Genomic DNA, 17206 nt, shown 5'->3' with positions numbered 1-17206 from the left:
CCGCAAGGCCGCTCGCGGCAGCCGACGGGCCACCACCGCCGAGTGATCTCCGGCACACCGCCCGGTACGCGGCCTCCCGGCACCGCCTACGAGGCCCCGGCACTCCCAGCCGTTTTGTTCAGCCGTGTCGGGGCTCCGTGTTGGCCAAGGCCGCGGACTTCCTCCGCACCACCGACCTGGGCCCGCCGGGCGCGTCGTACGCGACCGCGACGTGCCCGTACGACGCGGGCAGGGCTCCACCCTGCGCGTCGGCATCCCGCCCGCGGTCCACCGCCGGCCCCTCGCCGGCACCCAGGCACCCCGGCGGTCCCGGCACAGCGCAGGACCCGCCGCGAGCGGGAGAACCGCGTCAACGCCCTCGTGACCGACGCCCGGCGGTGAGCGGCACGTCCCGCCAGCCACCGGCGGGCTACGCGTTCCCCGGTGTCCGGGCCGGGACTCCGGGACCTACGACGACGCCCGCGCCACCAGTTGCGTCGGCAGCACCGCCTGCCGGCGTTCCAGGCCCCTGGAGACCGCCGGACGACGGTCGGCGATCTCGGTGAGCAGGAGGTCGATCATCGTGCGGCCCATCTCCTCGATGGGCTGGCGGACGCTGGTCAGCGGCGGGTCCATGTGACGGGCGATCGCCGAGTCGTCGTAGCCGACGAGGGCCACGTCGTCCGGGATGCGGCGGCCCGCCTCGCGCAGCCCCTGCCGGGCACCGGCCGCCGTCACATCGGACCCGGCGAAGACCGCGTCCAGGTCGGGCCGGCGGGCGAGCAGGGCCGTCATCGCCCGCCGACCGCCCTCCTCCGTGAAGTCGCCCGGTTCGATGAGGAGTTCGTCCACCTCCTGGCCCGCGTCGCGCAGGGCGTCACGGTAACCGTCGACGCGGCGCTGGGCGCCGTAGACGTCCAGGCGCCCGGTGATGTGGGCGACCCTGCGGCGGCCCCGGGCCAGCAGGTGCTCCACGGCCGAACGGGCGCCGCCGTAGTTGTCCGAGTCCACAGAGGTGAGGGGCTCCGTGGCCGAGCGGGGGCCGCTGATCACCGCCGGGATCTCCAGCTGGGCCAGCAGGTCCGGGAGCGGGTCGTCGGCGTGCACCGAGACCAGCAGGACGCCGTCGACACGATGGGCCGCCAGGTACTGGGCGAGCCGCTGCCGCTTCTGGTCGCTGCCCGCGAATATCAGCACCAACTGCATCTCGGTCTCGGACAGTTCGGCCCCGACGCCGCGCAACATGTCCGAGAAGTACGGCTCCGCGAAGAAGCGGGTCTCCGGCTCGGGGACGACGAGCGCGATGGCGTCGGTGCGGTTGGCCGCGAGGGCGCGGGCCGCGGTGTTGGGGACGTAGCCCAGCTCCGCCACGGCGGCCTCGACCGCGGCACGGGTCGCCTCGCTGACCCGGGGCGAGCCGTTGATCACCCGCGAGACCGTGCCCCGGCCGACACCGGCCCGGGCGGCGACCTCCTCGAGCGTGGGCCGGCCACCACCGCGGCCCCGCGCTCCGTGGCTTGCCATGGGCTCCGCCCCTCTCGCCGTGTCCTGGTGCTGGCCTGGAATCTAACAGTGCCGCCGGGGACCGCCCTCCTCATCCACCGGGTCCGGCCCGCCAACGACCCAGTAACCGAACGCGGTTGCCGCCGTCCGCTCCCTTGACACCCCGCTCAGAACCCACGACTCTTCAACACATCACCGATGGGAGCGCTCCCACGGTACCTGACACCTACACAACCCGCACGTTCCCCGCCCGAGCCGCCACGCGTACGAACGGGCCCGCATGCATGCAGATGGCCGGGGGGTCGGCACGTCAGGCAACAGGAGGACGCACATGCGCACGAGCATCCGCCGGTCCCAGCGGCTGACAGCCCTCGCGGCCGTCGCCGCACTGACCACGGGGCTGCTGGCCGGCTGCGCCAACGACTCGGACGACAGCTCGCCGGACAACTCGGGCGGCGGCGGAGGCGGCGGCAAGGGCAAGATCACGCTGACCATCGGGACCTTCGGCGTCTTCGGCTACCAGCAGGCCGGCCTCTACGACGAGTACATGAAGCTCCACCCGGACATCGCCATCAAGGAGAACGTCACCACACGGACCGACGTGTACTGGCCCAAGGTGCTCACCCGCCTCCAGGCCGGTTCCGGCACCGACGACATCGAGGCCATCGAGATCGGCAACATCACCGAGGCCGTGCAGACCCAGGCCGACAAGTTCGTGGACCTCGGCAAGGAGGTCGACACGTCGCAGTGGCTGGACTGGAAGCTCGCGCAGGCCACCACCAAGGACGGAAAGACGATTGGGCTGGGGACCGACATCGGCCCCATGGCGATCTGCTACCGCAAGGACCTGTTCGCCAAGGCCGGGCTGCCCACCGACCGCACCAAGCTCGCCGAGCAGTGGAAGGGCGACTGGGGCAAGTACGTCGACCTCGGCAAGCAGTACATGAAGAAGGCCCCCAAGGGGACGAAGTACGTCGACTCCGCCGCCTCCGTGTACAACGCGGCGGTGGGCGGCGCGAGCGAGCGGTACTACGACAAGGACGGCAACGTCGTCTGGGACAGGTCCCAGGGCGTGAAGAAGGCCTGGGACGTCGCGATGGACGTGGCCACCAGCGACATGTCCGCGAAGCTCAAGCAGTTCGACCCGACGTGGGACCAGGGCTTCGCCAAGGGCACCTTCGCGACGGTGGCCTGCCCCGCCTGGATGATCGGCTACATCGAGCAGAAGTCCGGTGACTCCGGCAAGGGCAAGTGGGACGTGGCGGCGGCACCGGCGGCCTCCAACTGGGGCGGCTCCTTCCTCGGTGTGCCGACCGCGGGCAGGCACCAGAAGGAGGCCGTCGCACTGGCCAAGTGGCTGACCGCCCCGGAGCAGCAGGCGAAGGTCTTCGCCAAGCAGGCCAGCTTCCCGTCGACCCCCTCGGTGTACCCGACCCTGACGCCGCAGGCCGACACCACCGCGTACTTCTCCGGCGCGCCGCTCACCCAGATCTTCTCCGACTCGGCGAAGACCATCCCGGCGCAGCCCCTCGGCCCCAAGGACAAGCCGATCGACAACGCGATCAGCGATGTCGGCATCCTCCAGGTCGAGCAGAAGGGCAAGTCGCCCGAGCAGGGCTGGAACGCGGCCAAGAACGAGATCAAGGACGTGCTCGGCCAGTGACCAGCTCCGAGCAGGCTCTCGCGCACCCCGCGGGGAGCGCCGATGCCGCGCCCGGCACCCCGCCGGGCGCGGCCCGGGGCGCTCACGGTCGCGGTACACCGGCGGGCGGCGACTCCTGGCGCAGCCGGCTGTACCGCTGGGACACAAAGGCGTCGCCGTACGCGTTCGTCTCCCCCTTCTTCCTCCTGTTCGGGGCCTTCACACTGGTCCCGCTGCTGTACACGGCCTGGTACTCGCTGCACCACGTGCAGCTGTCGGCCCTGGACCACCAGAGCTGGGCAGGTCTGGAGAACTACAAGAACCTGTGGTCCTCGGAGTTCTTCTGGAACGCCCTGGAGAACACGTTCACCATCGGCCTGATCTCCACCGTCCCGCAGCTGCTCGCGGCGATCGGGCTCGCGCATCTGCTGAACTACCGGCTGCGCGGCTCGACCGTGTGGCGGGTCGTGATGCTCACCCCGTACGCCACCTCGGTCGCGGCGGCCACCCTGGTGTTCACGCTGCTGTACTCGTGGGACGGCGGCCTGATCAACTGGATCCTGCACTTCTTCGGCGTGGATCCGGTCAACTGGCGCGAGTCGGACTGGGGTTCGCAGTTCGCCGTGTCGTCCATCGTGATCTGGCGGTGGACCGGGTACAACGCGCTGATCTATCTGGCGGCGATGCAGGCGATCCCGGCCGATCTGTACGAGTCGGCGGCGCTCGACGGCGCCAACCGCTGGCAGCAGTTCCGGCATGTGACCGTCCCGCAGCTGCGGCCGACGATCCTGTTCACGGTGGTGGTCTCCACCATCGGCGCCACCCAGCTCTTCGGTGAACCCCTGCTGTTCGGCGGGGTCAGCGGGTCCAAGGGCGGCTCGGAGCACCAGTTCCAGACGCTCGGCCTGTACATGTACGACCAGGGCTGGATCATCGGCAACCTCGGCAAGGCGTCCGCGATCGCCTGGTCGATGTTCCTGATCCTCCTGATCATCGCCGCGGTCAACCTGCTGGTCACCCGACGGCTGAGGAAGTCCCCATGACCACCACTGAACTGACACCGTCCCACGCCGCACGCAAGGAGCGCCGGCGGCGCGTGACGAGCGCGGGCAAGCAGCTGCACGCGGGCCCGGTGACCTACGCCGTGCTGACCGTCTTCGCGCTGGTCTCGCTGGCCCCGCTGGTGTGGACGGCGATCGCGGCCTCGCGCACCGACCGGCGGCTCGCCCAGAGCCCGCCACCGCTGTGGTTCGGCGGAAACCTGTTCAAGAACCTCCAGACCGCCTGGGACCAGGCGGGACTCGGCACGGCGATGTTCAACTCGGTCATCGTCGCGGGCACGATCACGGTGACCACGGTGCTGTTCTCCACGCTGGCCGGGTTCGCCTTCGCCAAGCTGCGGTTCCGCTTCTCCGGACTGCTGCTGCTGCTGACCGTCGGCACCATGATGATCCCGCCGCAGCTGGCCGTCGTGCCGCTGTACCTGTGGATGTCGGACCTCGGCTGGTCGAACCAGTTGCAGACGGTGATCCTGCCGAGCCTCGTCACCGCCTTCGGCACGTTCTTCATGCGGCAGTACCTGCTGCAGGCGCTGCCGTCGGAGCTGATCGAGGCGGCCCGGGTGGACGGGGCGAACAGCCTCCGGGTCGTCTGGCACGTCGTCTTCCCCGCCGCCCGGCCCGCGATGGCCGTGCTCGGGCTGCTGACCTTCGTGTTCGCCTGGAACGACTTCCTGTGGCCGATCATCGCCCTGAACCAGCAGAACCCGACCGTGCAGGTGGCCCTGAACTCGCTCGGCACCGGCTACGTCCCGGACCAGGCGGTCATCATGGCGGGTGCCCTGCTCGGCACGCTGCCGCTGCTGATCGCCTTCCTGCTGTTCGGCAAGCAGATCGTGGGCGGGATCATGCAGGGCGCGATCAAGGGCTGAAACCTCAACCACTCACCTCGTCGGTCTTCTACGACCCCTTTGGGAGCGCTTCCATGCCTGACTCCGTTTCCTCCGTCACGTTTCCGCCCGCTTTCCTCTGGGGCGCGGCCACCTCCGCGTACCAGATCGAGGGGGCGGTAAGGGAGGACGGCCGTACCCCGTCCATCTGGGACACCTTCAGCCATACGCCGGGCCGGACGGCCGGCGGGGAGACCGGTGACATCGCTGTCGACCACTACCACCGGTACCGCGACGACGTGGCGCTCATGGCGGAGCTGGGTCTGAACGCGTACCGCTTCTCGGTCTCCTGGCCGCGGGTGCAGCCGACGGGCCGCGGACCGGCGGTCCAGGTGGGCCTGGACTTCTACCGGCGGCTGGTGGACGAACTCCTCACCCACGGCATCAAGCCGGCCGTCACCCTCTACCACTGGGACCTGCCGCAGGAGCTGGAGGACGCCGGCGGCTGGCCGGAGCGGGAGACCGCCTCGCGGTTCGCGGAGTACGCGCAGCTCGTCGGCGAGGCGCTGGGTGACCGGGTGGAGCACTGGATCACCCTCAACGAGCCCTGGTGCAGCGCCTTCCTCGGCTACGGCTCCGGTGTGCACGCGCCAGGCCGCACCCACCCGGTGGCCGCCCTGCGCGCCGCCCACCATCTCAACCTCGGGCACGGGCTGGCGGTCTCGGCCCTGCGTGCGGTGCTGCCGGCACGCGCGCAGATCGCGATCAGCCTCAATTCCTCGGCCGTACGGCCGCTTTCGCAGGACCCGGCCGACCTGGCCGCGGCCCGACGGATCGACGATCTGGCCAACGGGATCTTCCACGGCCCGCTGCTGCACGGTGCGTACCCGGAGACACTGCTGCGCTCGACGGCCTCGCTCACCGACTGGTCGTACGTCCTCGACGGCGACCTGCGCACGATGCGCGCGCCGCTGGACGCGCTGGGTCTGAACTACTACACGCCCGCGTTGGTGTCGGCCGCGTCCAGCCCGGTCCGGGGCCCGCGGGCGGACGGGCACGGGTCGAGCGAGCACTCGCCCTGGCCGGGCGCCGACGACGTGCTGTTCCACCAGACGCCGGGCGAGCGAACGGAGATGGGCTGGACGATCGACCCGACCGGCCTGCACGAGCTGATCATGCGGTACACACGGGAGGCCCCCGGCCTGCCTCTGTACATCACCGAGAACGGCGCGGCCTACGACGACAAGCCCGACCCGGAGGGCCGGGTGCACGACCCCGAGCGCATCGCCTACCTGCACGGCCATCTGTCGGAGGTCCGCCGGGCCATCGCGGACGGCGCCGATGTGCGCGGCTACTACCTGTGGTCCCTGATGGACAACTTCGAGTGGGCGTACGGCTACGGCAAGCGGTTCGGGGCAGTGTACGTCGACTACGCGACGCAGGCGCGGACGCCGAAGTCGAGCGCCCGCTGGTACGGCGAGGCGGCGCGCACGGGGGCGCTGCCGGCGGTGGACTTCGCCGCCTAGCCGGGCGTGGGGCGCGGTCCGCGGTGGGGCGGACCGCGCCCTCTTCGTCAGGAGCCGTACAGCTCGGTCATCTCGGTGATCTTGCCGTCGCTGCCCACGGCGACGTCGAAGAAGTTCTCGCCGTAGCAGTCACTGGTGTCCGCCTTCTTCGTGGCGGTCTCCTGCGCATAGCCGTTGACGCAGATGCGGATGTGCTCCAGACCGCCGTTGCGGGCGGTCATCTTCGCCGGCCCCTTCTCCTTCAGGTGCAGGACCGTGATGGGCGTGTCGTCGGACTCGACGAGGTACTCGTGCTCCTTCCCCTTGTCCGCGTCGTAGAAGGCGCCCTCGTCGGGGTTGCAGTTCTGCTTGGCGTCCTTGGTGGTGAGGGTGTTCATGGCGCCGGAGACGCTCTCGACCAGGACGTACTTGTGGCCCGGGGCCAGGGTCGGGCAGGCGCTCTTGGTGCTCGGGCTCGCGGAGGCGGCGGGAGCGCCGGCGGTGCGGCTCGCGGTGGCGGCGGGCGGGGTGACGCCGTCGGCGGCGCCGTCGTCGTCGGGCTGGCAGGCGGTCAGAGTGAGCGCGGCACAGCCCAGCACGGCGGTGACCAGGGCATGGCGAACGGACGGCATGATTCCCCCGAAGTGATGCGACCCGGGGCCTGAAGAGCCCGGGTTGATGGCAGATGAAACGGGGCCGAAGATCGACCCGGGCCGGAACTATATAGGCATGATCACGTCGAGTCGGCATGAGACTCGCCGCACCGGCGCGCCGAACTCGCCATGCCCGGCGAGCAGAACTCGCCGCGCTCGGTACGCAGAACTCGCCGCGCTCGGTACGCAGAACTCGTCGTACTCGGCGAGCAGAACTCGTCGTGCTCGGTGCGCAGACGTCGTCGTGCTCGGTACGCAGTTGCCAGACCCTGGCCGCGCCTGAGTCCGCACCGGCGCGGTCGGGGAACTAGTGGAACACCGAGGGCGGTGGGGCCGGGGAGGACACCGCCGCCTCGTCCGTCACGGGTGCCGCGCCGCCGGTGAAGTCGGTGAGCTGCCTGCCGTGTTCGACACGGCCGGGGTGCTGGTCGGAGGCGGCCCGGCGGGTGAGTTCGGCGAGTGGGAGCGGGGCGTCGGAGGCGACCAGGATCGCGTTGCCGAAGCGCTTGCCGCGCAGCACGGCCGCGTCCGCGATCAGCGCGAGTTCGCCGAACCGGGCGGCAGCGGTGGCGATCTGGCCGCGCAGGTGCGCGAGCGGCGGGCCGTCGGCGAGGTTGGCGGCGTAGACACCGGAGGGCTTCAGGGCCCGGCGGACGTCGTCCAGGAACTCGGTGGAGGTGAGGTGGGCGGGGGTCCTGGCCTCGCTGAAGACATCGGCGACGACCAGATCGGCCCACCCGTCCGGCACCTTGGCGAGCCCTTCGCGGGCATCCGCCGAGCGCACCCGGATCCGCGCGTTCGGGTCCAGCGGCAGCCGGTGCCGGACCAGTTGGACGAGGGCCGCGTCCCGCTCGACGACCTGCTGGGTGGAGCGGGGACGGGTGGCGGCGACGTACCGGGCGAGAGTGAGCGCGCCGCCGCCGAGGTGCACGGCGTGCACGGGCTTGCCGAGCGGGGCGACGAGGTCGACGACATGGCCGAGGCGGCGCTGGTACTCGAAGGAGAGGTACGCCGGGTCGTCCAGGTCGACGTGCGACTGGGGCGCCCCGTCGATCAGCAGCGTCCAGGCCCGGCCGCGGTCCGGGTCGGGGACGAGCTGCGCGAGCCCGCCGTCGACCGGCTCCTCGACGACTTCGGCGGCGCCCGATCTGCGCCGCGTGTTCCTGGCCCTGCCCATCGGTCCATTGTCGCAGGTCCCCGGGGCAGGGGTGTCAGCGGCAGCTGTCCGCGGCCGCGATCAGCCGGGCCGCCTCCCCGAGGGCCCGGCGCAGCACCACCGGGTCGGTGGCGAGGTCGGCCTCGCCGGGCGGCAGCAGCCAGTCGGAGCCCTCGACGGGCGGCACGGGGGACGGCTGCTCGGGATCCAGCCGCAGCCCCCGGCCGTCGGTCTTCGTGCAGGTGCTGCCCGGCACGTCCCAGCAGGCGGCCGTACCGGCCGGCACCAGGAAGCCGAGGGTGCCGGTGCCGCAGCCGCCGTCGTCCCGGTGCAGTACCGGTCCCACCGCCTCTCCCGCTCCGCGACGCAGGATGTCGACCGCCTCCAGCCCCTGCCGGGCCGGTACCGTCACGAGGTCGCACACCGCGTCACACGCCGCCGACGGCGACTGCGACGACGGCGTTGTACAAGGATCGTTGCTCTGGCTGGTCTTCATGCCGACCTCCACCACGCTGCCCCTGCCAGTCCATCGACTCCAACGCGCGAGTTCGTCAACGGCTACGGCGCAAGTGCGCCGCAAAGGGTGGCACTTCATGGCAGATCGTGGATGACATATCCGGTTTGTGGCCAAACACCGCGTGGCGGGACGGGCACAACAGGTACGTTCTTGCCCGCCGGAACCAGGGTGTCACACGGGCCACGCAGCCCGAAACCGCTTCGGATCCGGCATGGTTCGACGGTTCGCACGAGAGGACCCGGCCATGGCGTCGTCAACGGAGACCGCGTCCCTGCCCGAACGGCCGACCCGGCCGAACCTCGCGTTCCGGCAGTTGCGCGGCCATCGCTCACCGGCCGAGTTCGCGGCGCTGGTCCGGCGGGCGGCGCACGAGATCGGCGAGCGGGTGAGCTGTGACGCGCGTTACGTCGGCCGGGTGGAAGCGGGTGAGATCCGGTGCCCGAACTACGCGTACGAGCGGGTGTTCCTGCACATGTTCCCCGGCCGCACCCTCACCGACCTCGGCTTCGCGCCCCGCTCGTCCGTCCGCGGACGCGCGGCGCGGTCGGCCGCGGCCGGGCCCGGAGCGTTCCCCTCCGGTGAACCACAAGGCCCTCTCGAGCCGTATGAACCGCGGGACCTGTATGACACGCAGTGCGCTCACGACCCGTATGACGCCCAGGGTCCGTACGACCCGCACGAGCGGTACGACCCGCACGAGCGGTACAACCCGGATCAGCCGTACGACCCGCACCAGCGGTACGACCCGCAGGAGCGGTACGCGAAAGACCCCCTGAACCACGAGGAGAGCGACGTGCTGCGTCGCGCATTCATGACCGGCGGAGGCGCCACCGTGGCCGCCGCCTCGCTGGGCCCGCTGGGGCTCACCACCGACGCCGCGGCGGCCGGCCGCCCGCTGCTCCGTGCCGGCGTCCCGGAAGCGGTCGCGCTGGAGGAAGCCGTCCGCCGCATCCGGCTCCTCGACGACCGGCACGGCGCGGACGGCCTGTACCGGCGCGCGGCGGCCCCGCTGCGCGCCGCCTTCGCGCTGCTGGACGCCGGCACGACCCGGCAGACCACCGCGGACCGACTGCACTCGGGCGCCGGCGAACTGGCCATCTCCGTGGGCTGGCTGGCCCACGACTCCGGCCGCTTCGACGACGCCCGCTCGCACTACGCGGAAGCGCTCGCCACCGCCCGGATGAACGGCGACGCGGCCCTCGAGGCGCACGCCTTCTGCAACACGTCCTTCCTCGCCCGCGACGCCGGCCGTCCCCGGGAGGCGGTACGGGCGGCCCAGGCCGCGCAACGCGTCGCCCGCCCCCTCGGCTCCCCGCGCCTGCTGTCCCTGCTCTCGCTGCGCGAGGCCGGCGGCTGGGCCGGTCTCGCCGACCGCACGGGCTGCGAGCAGGCGCTGGTGCGCGCCAAGGCCCTCTACGAGCGGGGCCACTCGGACGCCGACCCCGAGTGGATGAGCTTCTACGGGGAGGCCGAGCTGGCGGGGCTGGAGGCGCAGTGCTGGTCCACGCTGGGCGACTGGCGCAGGGCCTCCCGGCAGGCCCACCGCGCGGCGTCCCTGCAGGACCCGCACTTCACCCGCAACATCGCCCTGTACACCGCGGAACTCGCCGACGACCTCGCCCGCGAGGGCCGTCCCGACGAGGCGGCGAGCGCGGCACTGCGGGTCCTGTCCCTGCTGGAGCAGGTCCAGTCCTCCCGCATCCAGACGATGCTGGCGGGAACGGCCCGGGTGCTGCTGCCGCACCGGCGGACGTCCGGGGTGTCGGAGTTCCTCGACCGGTATGCGTCGTTGCCGCGGGCGAGGCGGGCGTAAGGCGCCGCGGACGGTTCTCCGCCCGCGGGTGAGCGGGGGCCGGTCGTGCGGTTCCCCGCGCCCTGGCACGTCATGGCGCCGTCGGCCACCGGGGCGCCGTGGCCGCGGGCGGGCGGCCCCGCCCCCGGAGGGTCATCCCGCCAGGTGCCCCAAGTCGTTCCAGCTCTCGATCGCCGGCTCCCCGTAGGCCCAGCCCAGTACCGAGAGCGACGTCGGATTCAGGCGTATCCGCGCCGCGAAGTCCAGCGGCAGCCCCAGCCACCGTGCCCCGATGGACCGCAGGATGTGCCCGTGGGCGAAGACCAGCACGTCCCGGTCGGCCGACCGTGCCCATGCGACGACCTCGTCCGCGCGTGCGGTCACGTCGGCCAGGCTCTCGCCCTCGGGGACCCCGTCCCGCCAGATCAGCCAGCCCGGCCGTACGGCGTCGATCTCGGCCGGCGTCATGCCTTCGTAGGCGCCGTAGTCCCACTCCATGAGCGCGTCCCAGGTTGCGGCACGCTCGCCGAACCCGGCCAGCTCGCACGTCTCACGCGCGCGTGTCAGCGGACTGGTGCGCACCTCGACACCCGGCAGCCCGTCCAGCGGAGCGCGGTGCAGCCGCTCGCCGAGCAGCTTGGCCCCGCGGCGGCCCTCCTCCAGGAGAGGGACGTCGGTCCTGCCGGTGTGCTTTCCGGACAGCGACCACTCGGTCTGTCCGTGCCGGGCCAGCAGGATGCGCGGTGCCATGAGGGGCCTTCCGGGAGAGAAACGTGAGACGAGCAGGGCCTCCCCATCATCGCTCACCCGGCCGGCGGGCAACCCGGTGACCGGTTCCGGCGTCTTTGAGGGCCGGAGCGCCCCGCATGGGCGATCTGCGGACACCGTAAAGTGGCACGGTCGCCCGGCCGGGCGCCGCACACCAGAAGGGGGAGGGCGATCGGATGCCGCTGACCGAGACACCGGGCACCGAGGTGACCCTGCGTACCCGGCTGCGGTGGTGGACCGAGCTGCCACTGATCCTCCTGGTGTACGGCTGCTACTCGGCGGGCCGCCTGCTCGCGCGCGGGGACGTGGCCTCCGCCGTCGGCCACGGCCTGTCGATCCTGCGCTTCGAGAAGGCCCTGCACATCGACGCCGAGCACCCGCTCAACCGGCTGTTCACCCACCAGGCGTGGCTCGGGGTGCCAGCCGACTTCTGGTACGCGTCGCTGCACTACGTGGTGACGCCGGCCGTCCTCGTCTGGCTGTTCCGGGCCCGCACCGAGCGCTACCGGGCGGCCCGCACCTGGCTGATGACGTCCACGTTCATCGGGCTGATCGGCTTCACGCTGCTGCCCACCTGTCCGCCCCGCCTGCTCCCCGGGATCCACGGGTTCGTCGACACGATGGCCCAGTACAGCTCGTACGGCTGGTGGGGCGGCGAGGCCAGCGCCCCGCGCGGCATGGGCAGCATGACCAACCAGTACGCGGCGATGCCGAGCCTGCACGTGGGCTGGGCGCTGTGGTGCGGGATCATGCTGTGGCGGTACGGCGGTTCGCGTCTGACGAAGGTGCTCGGCGTCGCCTACCCGCTGCTGACCGCCCTGGTGGTCATGGGCACGGCCAACCACTACTTCCTGGACGCGGTCGCGGGCGTCACCGTGATGGGCATCGGCCTGCTGCTCGCGCCGGGTGTGATGCGCGTCGTGGATCTGCTCCGGGCGCGCCTGCGCCCGCGCCGTCCGGCGGTCGTGGCGGGCTCCGGGGGCGGCGGTTCCCCGATTGTCAGTGCCGGATGCCAGACTTCCGCGGGTGAGCGAATTCCACGGCAGCGCGAGTCTCGGCTCGACGCCGGGGCCGACCCGGACACTCCCGCCTCCGACTCGGGCGAAGCGGCTCCAGGTTGGGGTATCCCCTGTTCGAGCGAAGCCGAGAATTTGGGGAAGGCTCGCTGAGCTGCGCGGCCCCGACGTACCGGCCAGGGCTCTGGACGCGCGTGCCCTCGCGGCGCTCGCCGCGAACCCCGGGTGCCGCAGGCGGGCGATCCTGGACGGCGCCGGGGTGGACAAGGTGGCGCTGGCGAGCGCGCTGGGCGCGCCGTCGGGGTTCGGGCAGTCGCAGTTCGCGCTGACCCGGGGCAACGCGTTCGAGGCGCGGGTCAAGGCCGACGGCGGCGCGGAGCTGCTGCGGCTGGTGCACTCCCGGCTGGACGCGGGTGCCGAGCCGCCCGCGGGGGCCGCCGTCCCCGACCTGTCCGCGCAGGGCCCCGAGGGGCGTACGGCCCGTACGGCGCTGGCGCTGCGCGAGGCCACGCGCACGGGCGGCTGGACGCTGCTGGACCACCCGATGCTGGCGCTGGACGTGGCGGGCTCGCTCGCGTTCCTGGAGCCGGACGCGGTGGTGGTGCACCCGGACGGCCGCTGGACGGTGGTGGAGATCAAGTCGTTCCCGATGCTGGACGGCTCGGCCGACTCGGCGAAGGTCGGCGCCGCCGCCCGGCAGGCTGCGGTCTACGTGCTGGCCCTGGAGGAGGTCGCGGCCCGTCTCGCCCAGGAGGGCGAGGCCGCCCCCCGGGTACGGCACCGGGTGCTGCTGGTGTGCCCGAAGGACTTCTCCAACCTGGCCACCGCCTCCGCCGTCGACGTCCGCAAGCAGCGTGCGGTCACCGCCCGCCAGCTGGCCCGGCTCACCCTCGTCGAGGAGATCGCCGACTCTCTGCCGGAGGGCACCTGCTTCGCCCCCGACCGGCCGGCCGAGGAACTGGCGGCGGCCGTCGAGGCGGTCCCGGCGGCGTACGCGCCCGAGTGCCTGTCCGCATGCGAACTGGCCTTCCACTGCCGGGAGCGCTCCCGCGCTGCGGGCGCGGTGACCCGCCTCGGCCGTCCCGTGCGCGCCGAACTGGGCGGCCTGAGCACGGTCGAGGACGTCCTGGCCGCGGCTCGGGGTGAGCACGGTGACCCGGACGACCCGGCGGTGGCGGCCCTGCGCCGGGCCGCGGCCCTGCGCGCGGAGGCGCTCGGTGCCACCCGCCAGGAGGTGTCCCCTTGTCGCTGATCACTACGCTCGCCCGGCTGGAGGCGGTCAGCAGCGGCCGGGCCCAGCCCGCCGCGACCGTCCGCCACCGGCACCTGTCCGCGCGCCCGCTGGTGTTCGTGCCGCTCACCACCGCGGGCGAGGCGGGTGCCCCGCTCGGCGCGCTGGTCGGCACCGACCGGGACGCGCCCCGGCTGCTGGTCGTACCGCAGCCCCGCGACCGCGACCTGCGTTTCGCGTTCCTCGCGGAACTCGCCGACGTGGTGCTGCCGTACGTCGACTCGTACACGCAGGCGGTGGAGGCGGCCGAGCGCACCGAGACCGACCCGGAGACCGGGAAGCGGGTCAAGACCGAGGTCGAGCTGTGCGCGGACGCGCCCCAGCTGATCGTGCCGAGCCGGGCGGGCCTGGACCTCGTTCGGCTGCTGGGCCGCTCGATGCGCTTCAGGCGTACCGCCGAGCAGGATCCGCAGGAGCCCTACCCGGCCCCGCCCCGGGTGCCGCTGCTGGGCCGCTGGCTGACCCATTTCGGGGAGCGGGCCCGGGTGCCCGGCTCCTCCCTGCTGCTCGCCCTGACCGACGTGCTGGCGCGGCACTGGGCGACCGGCCAGTCCAGCCTGGAGGACCAGCACCTGGGCGCGCTGCTCGCCTGGATCGAGCCTCCCGAGGACTGCACCGGCGCCGAGGCCGCCGTCCGCGCCGGGCTCGCCCGGGACGCCGGTGGACAGCTGCTGTGCCCGCCCGCCGGTCCGGCCACCGACCCGGCGTTCGACAACAAGCTGCTGGCGCCCGCCGTCGCGCGCTACGACCGCGCCCGCGGCGCCCTCGCCGGAGCCGAGGACGCCCTGGAGGCGGACGACCGGCTGGCCGCGCTCGCCGCGGCCGAGCGGGAGATCCGCGACCTGGTGGCGAGTGTCACCCGGCCCACCTGGGACGCGGTGTGGCGGGGCCTGGACCTGCTGCGGGAGCTGCCGGCGGGCGCGCACGTCGAGGAGCGCTGGACCCGGGACCGCTGGTCCTTCACCGGCCACCGCGACCGGGTCCTGGCCGGCGAGCCCCCGCAGCCGCGCCGCGACGACGCGGTGACGGCGGCGAACAAGCTGGCCACGCGCGAGCGTGAGCAGGCCCGCCTGGAGGCGCAGGAGGCGCTGGACGATCCGCTGGTGATGGCGGGGCGGCGGCTGGCCGGGGAGGCGTTCGCGGGCGAGGTCGTCGATGTCGTGATGGCGTACAGCGAGGGCAGGCGGCCGAGCCCGCGCCCGCTGGTGACCGTCCGCACGGACGACCGGCCGCACCTGGCCGAGGGGGCGAAGGCGTACCGCTCGCTGGGCGGCAGGCCGCAGGCGGCGGAGTTCGTCGGCCACGAGGACGCTGACGAGGCCGGTGGCGGCCTCCTCGTCGTCCTGCGCGTCGTCGACAAGATGGGCCGCGGCAAGGAGCCGGAGCCCGGTTCGGTGCCGGAGAAGGGCGACACGGTGTGCTTCACCCTCTTCGAGCACGAGCAGCGCGGCGGCGCGAAGCTGCCCGACCCGCAGGACACTCCCTGGACCCACGGCGGCCCGCCCGGCGAGGCCGTACCGGAAGCCCCCGACCGCGTGACCGAGGAGGACGTCCTGTGACCACGGCCGACTTCGACCCCGGGGCCGCTGCCGCCCGCGCCACCGAGGCGATCCTCCACGACACCCTGTACGGCACCGGACGGGGCGTGGTGGTGGACTCCCCGCCGGGCGCCGGGAAGTCCACGCTGGTGGTCCGCGCGGCCCTGGAACTGGCCGCGGCGGGGCGCCCGCTGATGGTGGTCGCGCAGACCAACGCGCAGGTGGACGACCTGGTCCTGCGGCTCGCCCAGAAGAACCCGGAGCTGCCGGTGGGCCGCCTGCACAGCAGCGACACGAACCCCTACGACAAGGCGCTCGACGACCTGTCGAACGTCCGTACGTCGGCGAAGGCGGCCGACCTGAACGGCCTCCCGGTCGTGCTCTCCACCGCGGCGAAGTGGGCGCACGTCAAGGCGGACGAGCCCTGGCGGCACGCGATCGTGGACGAGGCGTACCAGATGCGCTCGGACTCCCTGCTGGCCGTGGCGGGCCTGTTCGAGCGGGCTCTGTTCGTGGGCGACCCGGGCCAGCTGGACCCGTTCGCGATCGTGGGCAGCGAGCAGTGGGCTGGGCTGTCGTACGACCCGTCGGCGTCCGCGGTGACGACGCTGCTGGCGCACAACCCAGACCTCCCGCAGCACCGCCTGCCGGTCTCCTGGCGGCTGCCCGCCTCCGCGGCCCCCCTGGTCTCGGACGCCTTCTACCCCTACACCCCGTTCCGCAGCGGCACCGGCCACGGCGACCGCCGCCTCACCTTCGCCGTCCCTTGCGACGGCTCCGGCCCCGACCGGGTGATCGACGAGGCGGCGGAGTCCGGGTGGGGCCTGCTGGAGCTGCCCGCCCGGCACACCCCGCGCACGGACCCCGAGGCGGTGCGGGCGGTGGCGACGGTCGTCCGCCGCCTGCTGGACAGGGGCGGCGCGGCGGTCTCCGAGGGCTCCCCGTCCCCGGTGCCCCTCACCGGCGACCGCGTCGCCGTGGGCACGGCCCACCGCGACCAGGCGGCGGCGGTGCGCGCGGCGCTGGCCGACCTCGGCGTGGCGGACGTCACCGTGGATACGGCGAACCGGCTGCAGGGCCGTGAGTACGACGTCACGGTCGTCCTCCACCCGCTCTCCGGCCGCCCCGACGCCACCGCCTTCCACCTGGAGACCGGCCGCCTGTGCGTCCTCGCCTCCCGGCACCGGCACGCCTGCATCGTGGTCTGCCGGGCGGGCGTGGACGACCTGCTGGACGACTACCCGTCCACGGAGCCGGTCCAGCTGGGCACACTGATGAAGTTCCCGGACGGCTGGGAGGCGAACCACGCGGTCCTGGCCCACCTGGCGGAGCACCGCGTGCCCTGGAGACCGTGAGGGCGCGGCCGGCGGGACGGGCATCCGGCGCCCCGGCCCCCGGCCCCTGCACTCGCGCTCTTGGGGGCCTCTTGCGCGGGCGCGGGACAATGGGGGGTGGCCCACCTGGAAGGTGGGTGCTGTGAAGCGCATGAGTCCGTACGAGGAGGACAAGACATGGCGGAGCCCACGCCGCGTCGGAACGAGCCGCGGCTACGCCCCGCGCCCTTGATCTTCGAGCCCGCGGAGGCCGCCGCCGACCCCGAGCACTTTTTCGACCTGGAGGCCATCGAGGACCCGCGGGCGCTGCTGACGCGCGCGACGGAGCTGGCCCAGGCGTTCCGCGCCGCCGCCGACCGGGCCGTGGAGTACCAGGCCATGGCCGCAGCCCAGCTCGCCGACCCGCGCCGCTTCGACCGACTGACTCCGGCGGACATCGCCGGACAGGCCGAGTGGACCGAGGACTACGCCAAGCGGATGGTCGAGTTCGGGCGGGACCTGATGCGGGGTGCCGCGAGCGAGGGCTGCACCCCCGCCGACCCGGTCTGACCCGCGCACGACCCGCCCGGCATATGCCAGGTGAGCGGGCACCCTACTCCTCCACACCCGTTTCTGTCCCGTTTT

The 17206-nt window shown here is 72.9% G+C and carries 15 protein-coding genes; 10 read left to right on the top strand and 5 right to left on the bottom strand.

The features are described from left to right. Positions 1 to 447: 447 nt before the first annotated feature. Positions 448 to 1503 (bottom strand): LacI family DNA-binding transcriptional regulator, encoded by a 1056-nt coding sequence (locus tag K7G59_RS08855; protein ID WP_225831924.1) that lies wholly within the window; start codon positions 1501 to 1503, stop codon positions 448 to 450. Between the two features lie 310 nt (positions 1504 to 1813). Between K7G59_RS08855 and K7G59_RS08850 the strand changes: the two genes are divergently transcribed. Genes K7G59_RS08850 through K7G59_RS08835 form a run of 4 tightly spaced genes read left to right on the top strand, consistent with a single transcriptional unit; the run spans position 1814 to position 6538 of the window. Then, positions 1814 to 3145: an ABC transporter substrate-binding protein gene (locus K7G59_RS08850; protein WP_225831922.1), complete on the top strand. Its 1332-nt coding sequence runs from the start codon at positions 1814 to 1816 to the stop codon at positions 3143 to 3145. After that, entirely contained in the window at positions 3142 to 4167 is a 1026-nt protein-coding gene (locus K7G59_RS08845) for a carbohydrate ABC transporter permease (protein WP_225831920.1), read from the top strand. Before K7G59_RS08850 ends, K7G59_RS08845 begins: the two co-directional genes overlap by 4 nt. Further along, a complete protein-coding gene (locus tag K7G59_RS08840; protein ID WP_225831919.1) occupies positions 4164 to 5054 on the top strand; it encodes a carbohydrate ABC transporter permease in 891 nt (296 codons plus the stop codon). Before K7G59_RS08845 ends, K7G59_RS08840 begins: the two co-directional genes overlap by 4 nt. Before the next feature lie 53 nt (positions 5055 to 5107). Further along, complete coding sequence (locus K7G59_RS08835) at positions 5108 to 6538, top strand: GH1 family beta-glucosidase (RefSeq protein ID WP_225831917.1); 1431 nt, start codon at positions 5108 to 5110, stop codon at positions 6536 to 6538. Between the two features lie 47 nt (positions 6539 to 6585). Here K7G59_RS08835 and K7G59_RS08830 read toward each other — a convergent pair whose 3' ends face one another. From K7G59_RS08830 to K7G59_RS08820, 3 genes are all read right to left on the bottom strand, one after another. Then, positions 6586 to 7149 carry a hypothetical protein gene (locus K7G59_RS08830; RefSeq protein WP_225831914.1) on the bottom strand — a complete coding sequence of 188 codons (564 nt, stop codon included), beginning with the start codon at positions 7147 to 7149 and terminating at the stop codon, positions 6586 to 6588. A 328-nt stretch (positions 7150 to 7477) separates the two neighbouring features. Beyond that, entirely contained in the window at positions 7478 to 8347 is an 870-nt protein-coding gene (locus tag K7G59_RS08825) for a spermidine synthase (RefSeq protein ID WP_225831913.1), read from the bottom strand. 34 nt (positions 8348 to 8381) lie between these two features. Beyond that, positions 8382 to 8822, bottom strand: coding sequence for a hypothetical protein (locus K7G59_RS08820; protein WP_225831911.1), 441 nt, complete (start codon positions 8820 to 8822; stop codon positions 8382 to 8384). 265 nt (positions 8823 to 9087) lie between these two features. Here K7G59_RS08820 and K7G59_RS08815 point away from each other — a divergent pair, with 265 nt between their 5' ends. Further along, the gene (locus K7G59_RS08815; RefSeq protein WP_225831910.1) at positions 9088 to 10656 is read left to right on the top strand and encodes a hypothetical protein; all 1569 of its coding nucleotides are present in this window, start codon (positions 9088 to 9090) and stop codon (positions 10654 to 10656) included. 132 nt (positions 10657 to 10788) lie between these two features. Here K7G59_RS08815 and K7G59_RS08810 read toward each other — a convergent pair whose 3' ends face one another. Then, a complete protein-coding gene (locus K7G59_RS08810) occupies positions 10789 to 11385 on the bottom strand; it encodes a histidine phosphatase family protein (RefSeq protein ID WP_225831908.1) in 597 nt (198 codons plus the stop codon). Between the two features lie 194 nt (positions 11386 to 11579). Here K7G59_RS08810 and K7G59_RS08805 point away from each other — a divergent pair, with 194 nt between their 5' ends. The 5 genes from K7G59_RS08805 to K7G59_RS08785 all read left to right on the top strand — a co-directional run bounded on the left by K7G59_RS08805 (position 11580) and on the right by K7G59_RS08785 (position 17131). After that, complete coding sequence (locus K7G59_RS08805; RefSeq protein ID WP_225831906.1) at positions 11580 to 12572, top strand: phosphatase PAP2 family protein; 993 nt, start codon at positions 11580 to 11582, stop codon at positions 12570 to 12572. Beyond that, the gene (locus K7G59_RS08800; RefSeq protein ID WP_225832264.1) at positions 12553 to 13671 is read left to right on the top strand and encodes a hypothetical protein; all 1119 of its coding nucleotides are present in this window, start codon (positions 12553 to 12555) and stop codon (positions 13669 to 13671) included. Before K7G59_RS08805 ends, K7G59_RS08800 begins: the two co-directional genes overlap by 20 nt. Continuing rightward, entirely contained in the window at positions 13662 to 15269 is a 1608-nt protein-coding gene (locus K7G59_RS08795) for a hypothetical protein (protein WP_225831904.1), read from the top strand. The genes K7G59_RS08800 and K7G59_RS08795 overlap by 10 nt, the downstream gene beginning before the upstream one ends. Beyond that, a complete protein-coding gene (locus K7G59_RS08790; RefSeq protein ID WP_225831900.1) occupies positions 15266 to 16603 on the top strand; it encodes an AAA domain-containing protein in 1338 nt (445 codons plus the stop codon). Before K7G59_RS08795 ends, K7G59_RS08790 begins: the two co-directional genes overlap by 4 nt. Before the next feature lie 156 nt (positions 16604 to 16759). Then, positions 16760 to 17131 carry a hypothetical protein gene (locus K7G59_RS08785; RefSeq protein WP_225831897.1) on the top strand — a complete coding sequence of 124 codons (372 nt, stop codon included), beginning with the start codon at positions 16760 to 16762 and terminating at the stop codon, positions 17129 to 17131. Positions 17132 to 17206 lie beyond the last annotated feature (75 nt).

The organism is Streptomyces sp. NK08204 (assembly GCF_020400585.1).
Lineage (GTDB): Bacteria > Actinomycetota > Actinomycetes > Streptomycetales > Streptomycetaceae > Streptomyces.
This window is presented reverse-complemented; position numbering and strand designations above follow the sequence as displayed.

Bases quoted from the DNA above. Each gene is read 5' to 3' on its own strand.
- K7G59_RS08840 (WP_225831919.1), top strand. From the start codon at position 4,164: ATGACCACCACTGAACTGACACCGTCCCACGCCGCACGCAAGGAGCGC.
- K7G59_RS08785 (WP_225831897.1), top strand. From the start codon at position 16,760: ATGGCGGAGCCCACGCCGCGTCGGAACGAGCCGCGGCTACGCCCCGCG.
- K7G59_RS08830 (WP_225831914.1), bottom strand. From the start codon at position 7,149: ATGCCGTCCGTTCGCCATGCCCTGGTCACCGCCGTGCTGGGCTGTGCC.
- K7G59_RS08815 (WP_225831910.1), top strand. From the start codon at position 9,088: ATGGCGTCGTCAACGGAGACCGCGTCCCTGCCCGAACGGCCGACCCGG.
- K7G59_RS08810 (WP_225831908.1), bottom strand. From the start codon at position 11,385: ATGGCACCGCGCATCCTGCTGGCCCGGCACGGACAGACCGAGTGGTCG.
- K7G59_RS08805 (WP_225831906.1), top strand. From the start codon at position 11,580: ATGCCGCTGACCGAGACACCGGGCACCGAGGTGACCCTGCGTACCCGG.
- K7G59_RS08820 (WP_225831911.1), bottom strand. From the start codon at position 8,822: ATGAAGACCAGCCAGAGCAACGATCCTTGTACAACGCCGTCGTCGCAG.
- K7G59_RS08825 (WP_225831913.1), bottom strand. From the start codon at position 8,347: ATGGGCAGGGCCAGGAACACGCGGCGCAGATCGGGCGCCGCCGAAGTC.
- K7G59_RS08855 (WP_225831924.1), bottom strand. From the start codon at position 1,503: ATGGCAAGCCACGGAGCGCGGGGCCGCGGTGGTGGCCGGCCCACGCTC.
- K7G59_RS08835 (WP_225831917.1), top strand. From the start codon at position 5,108: ATGCCTGACTCCGTTTCCTCCGTCACGTTTCCGCCCGCTTTCCTCTGG.
- K7G59_RS08850 (WP_225831922.1), top strand. From the start codon at position 1,814: ATGCGCACGAGCATCCGCCGGTCCCAGCGGCTGACAGCCCTCGCGGCC.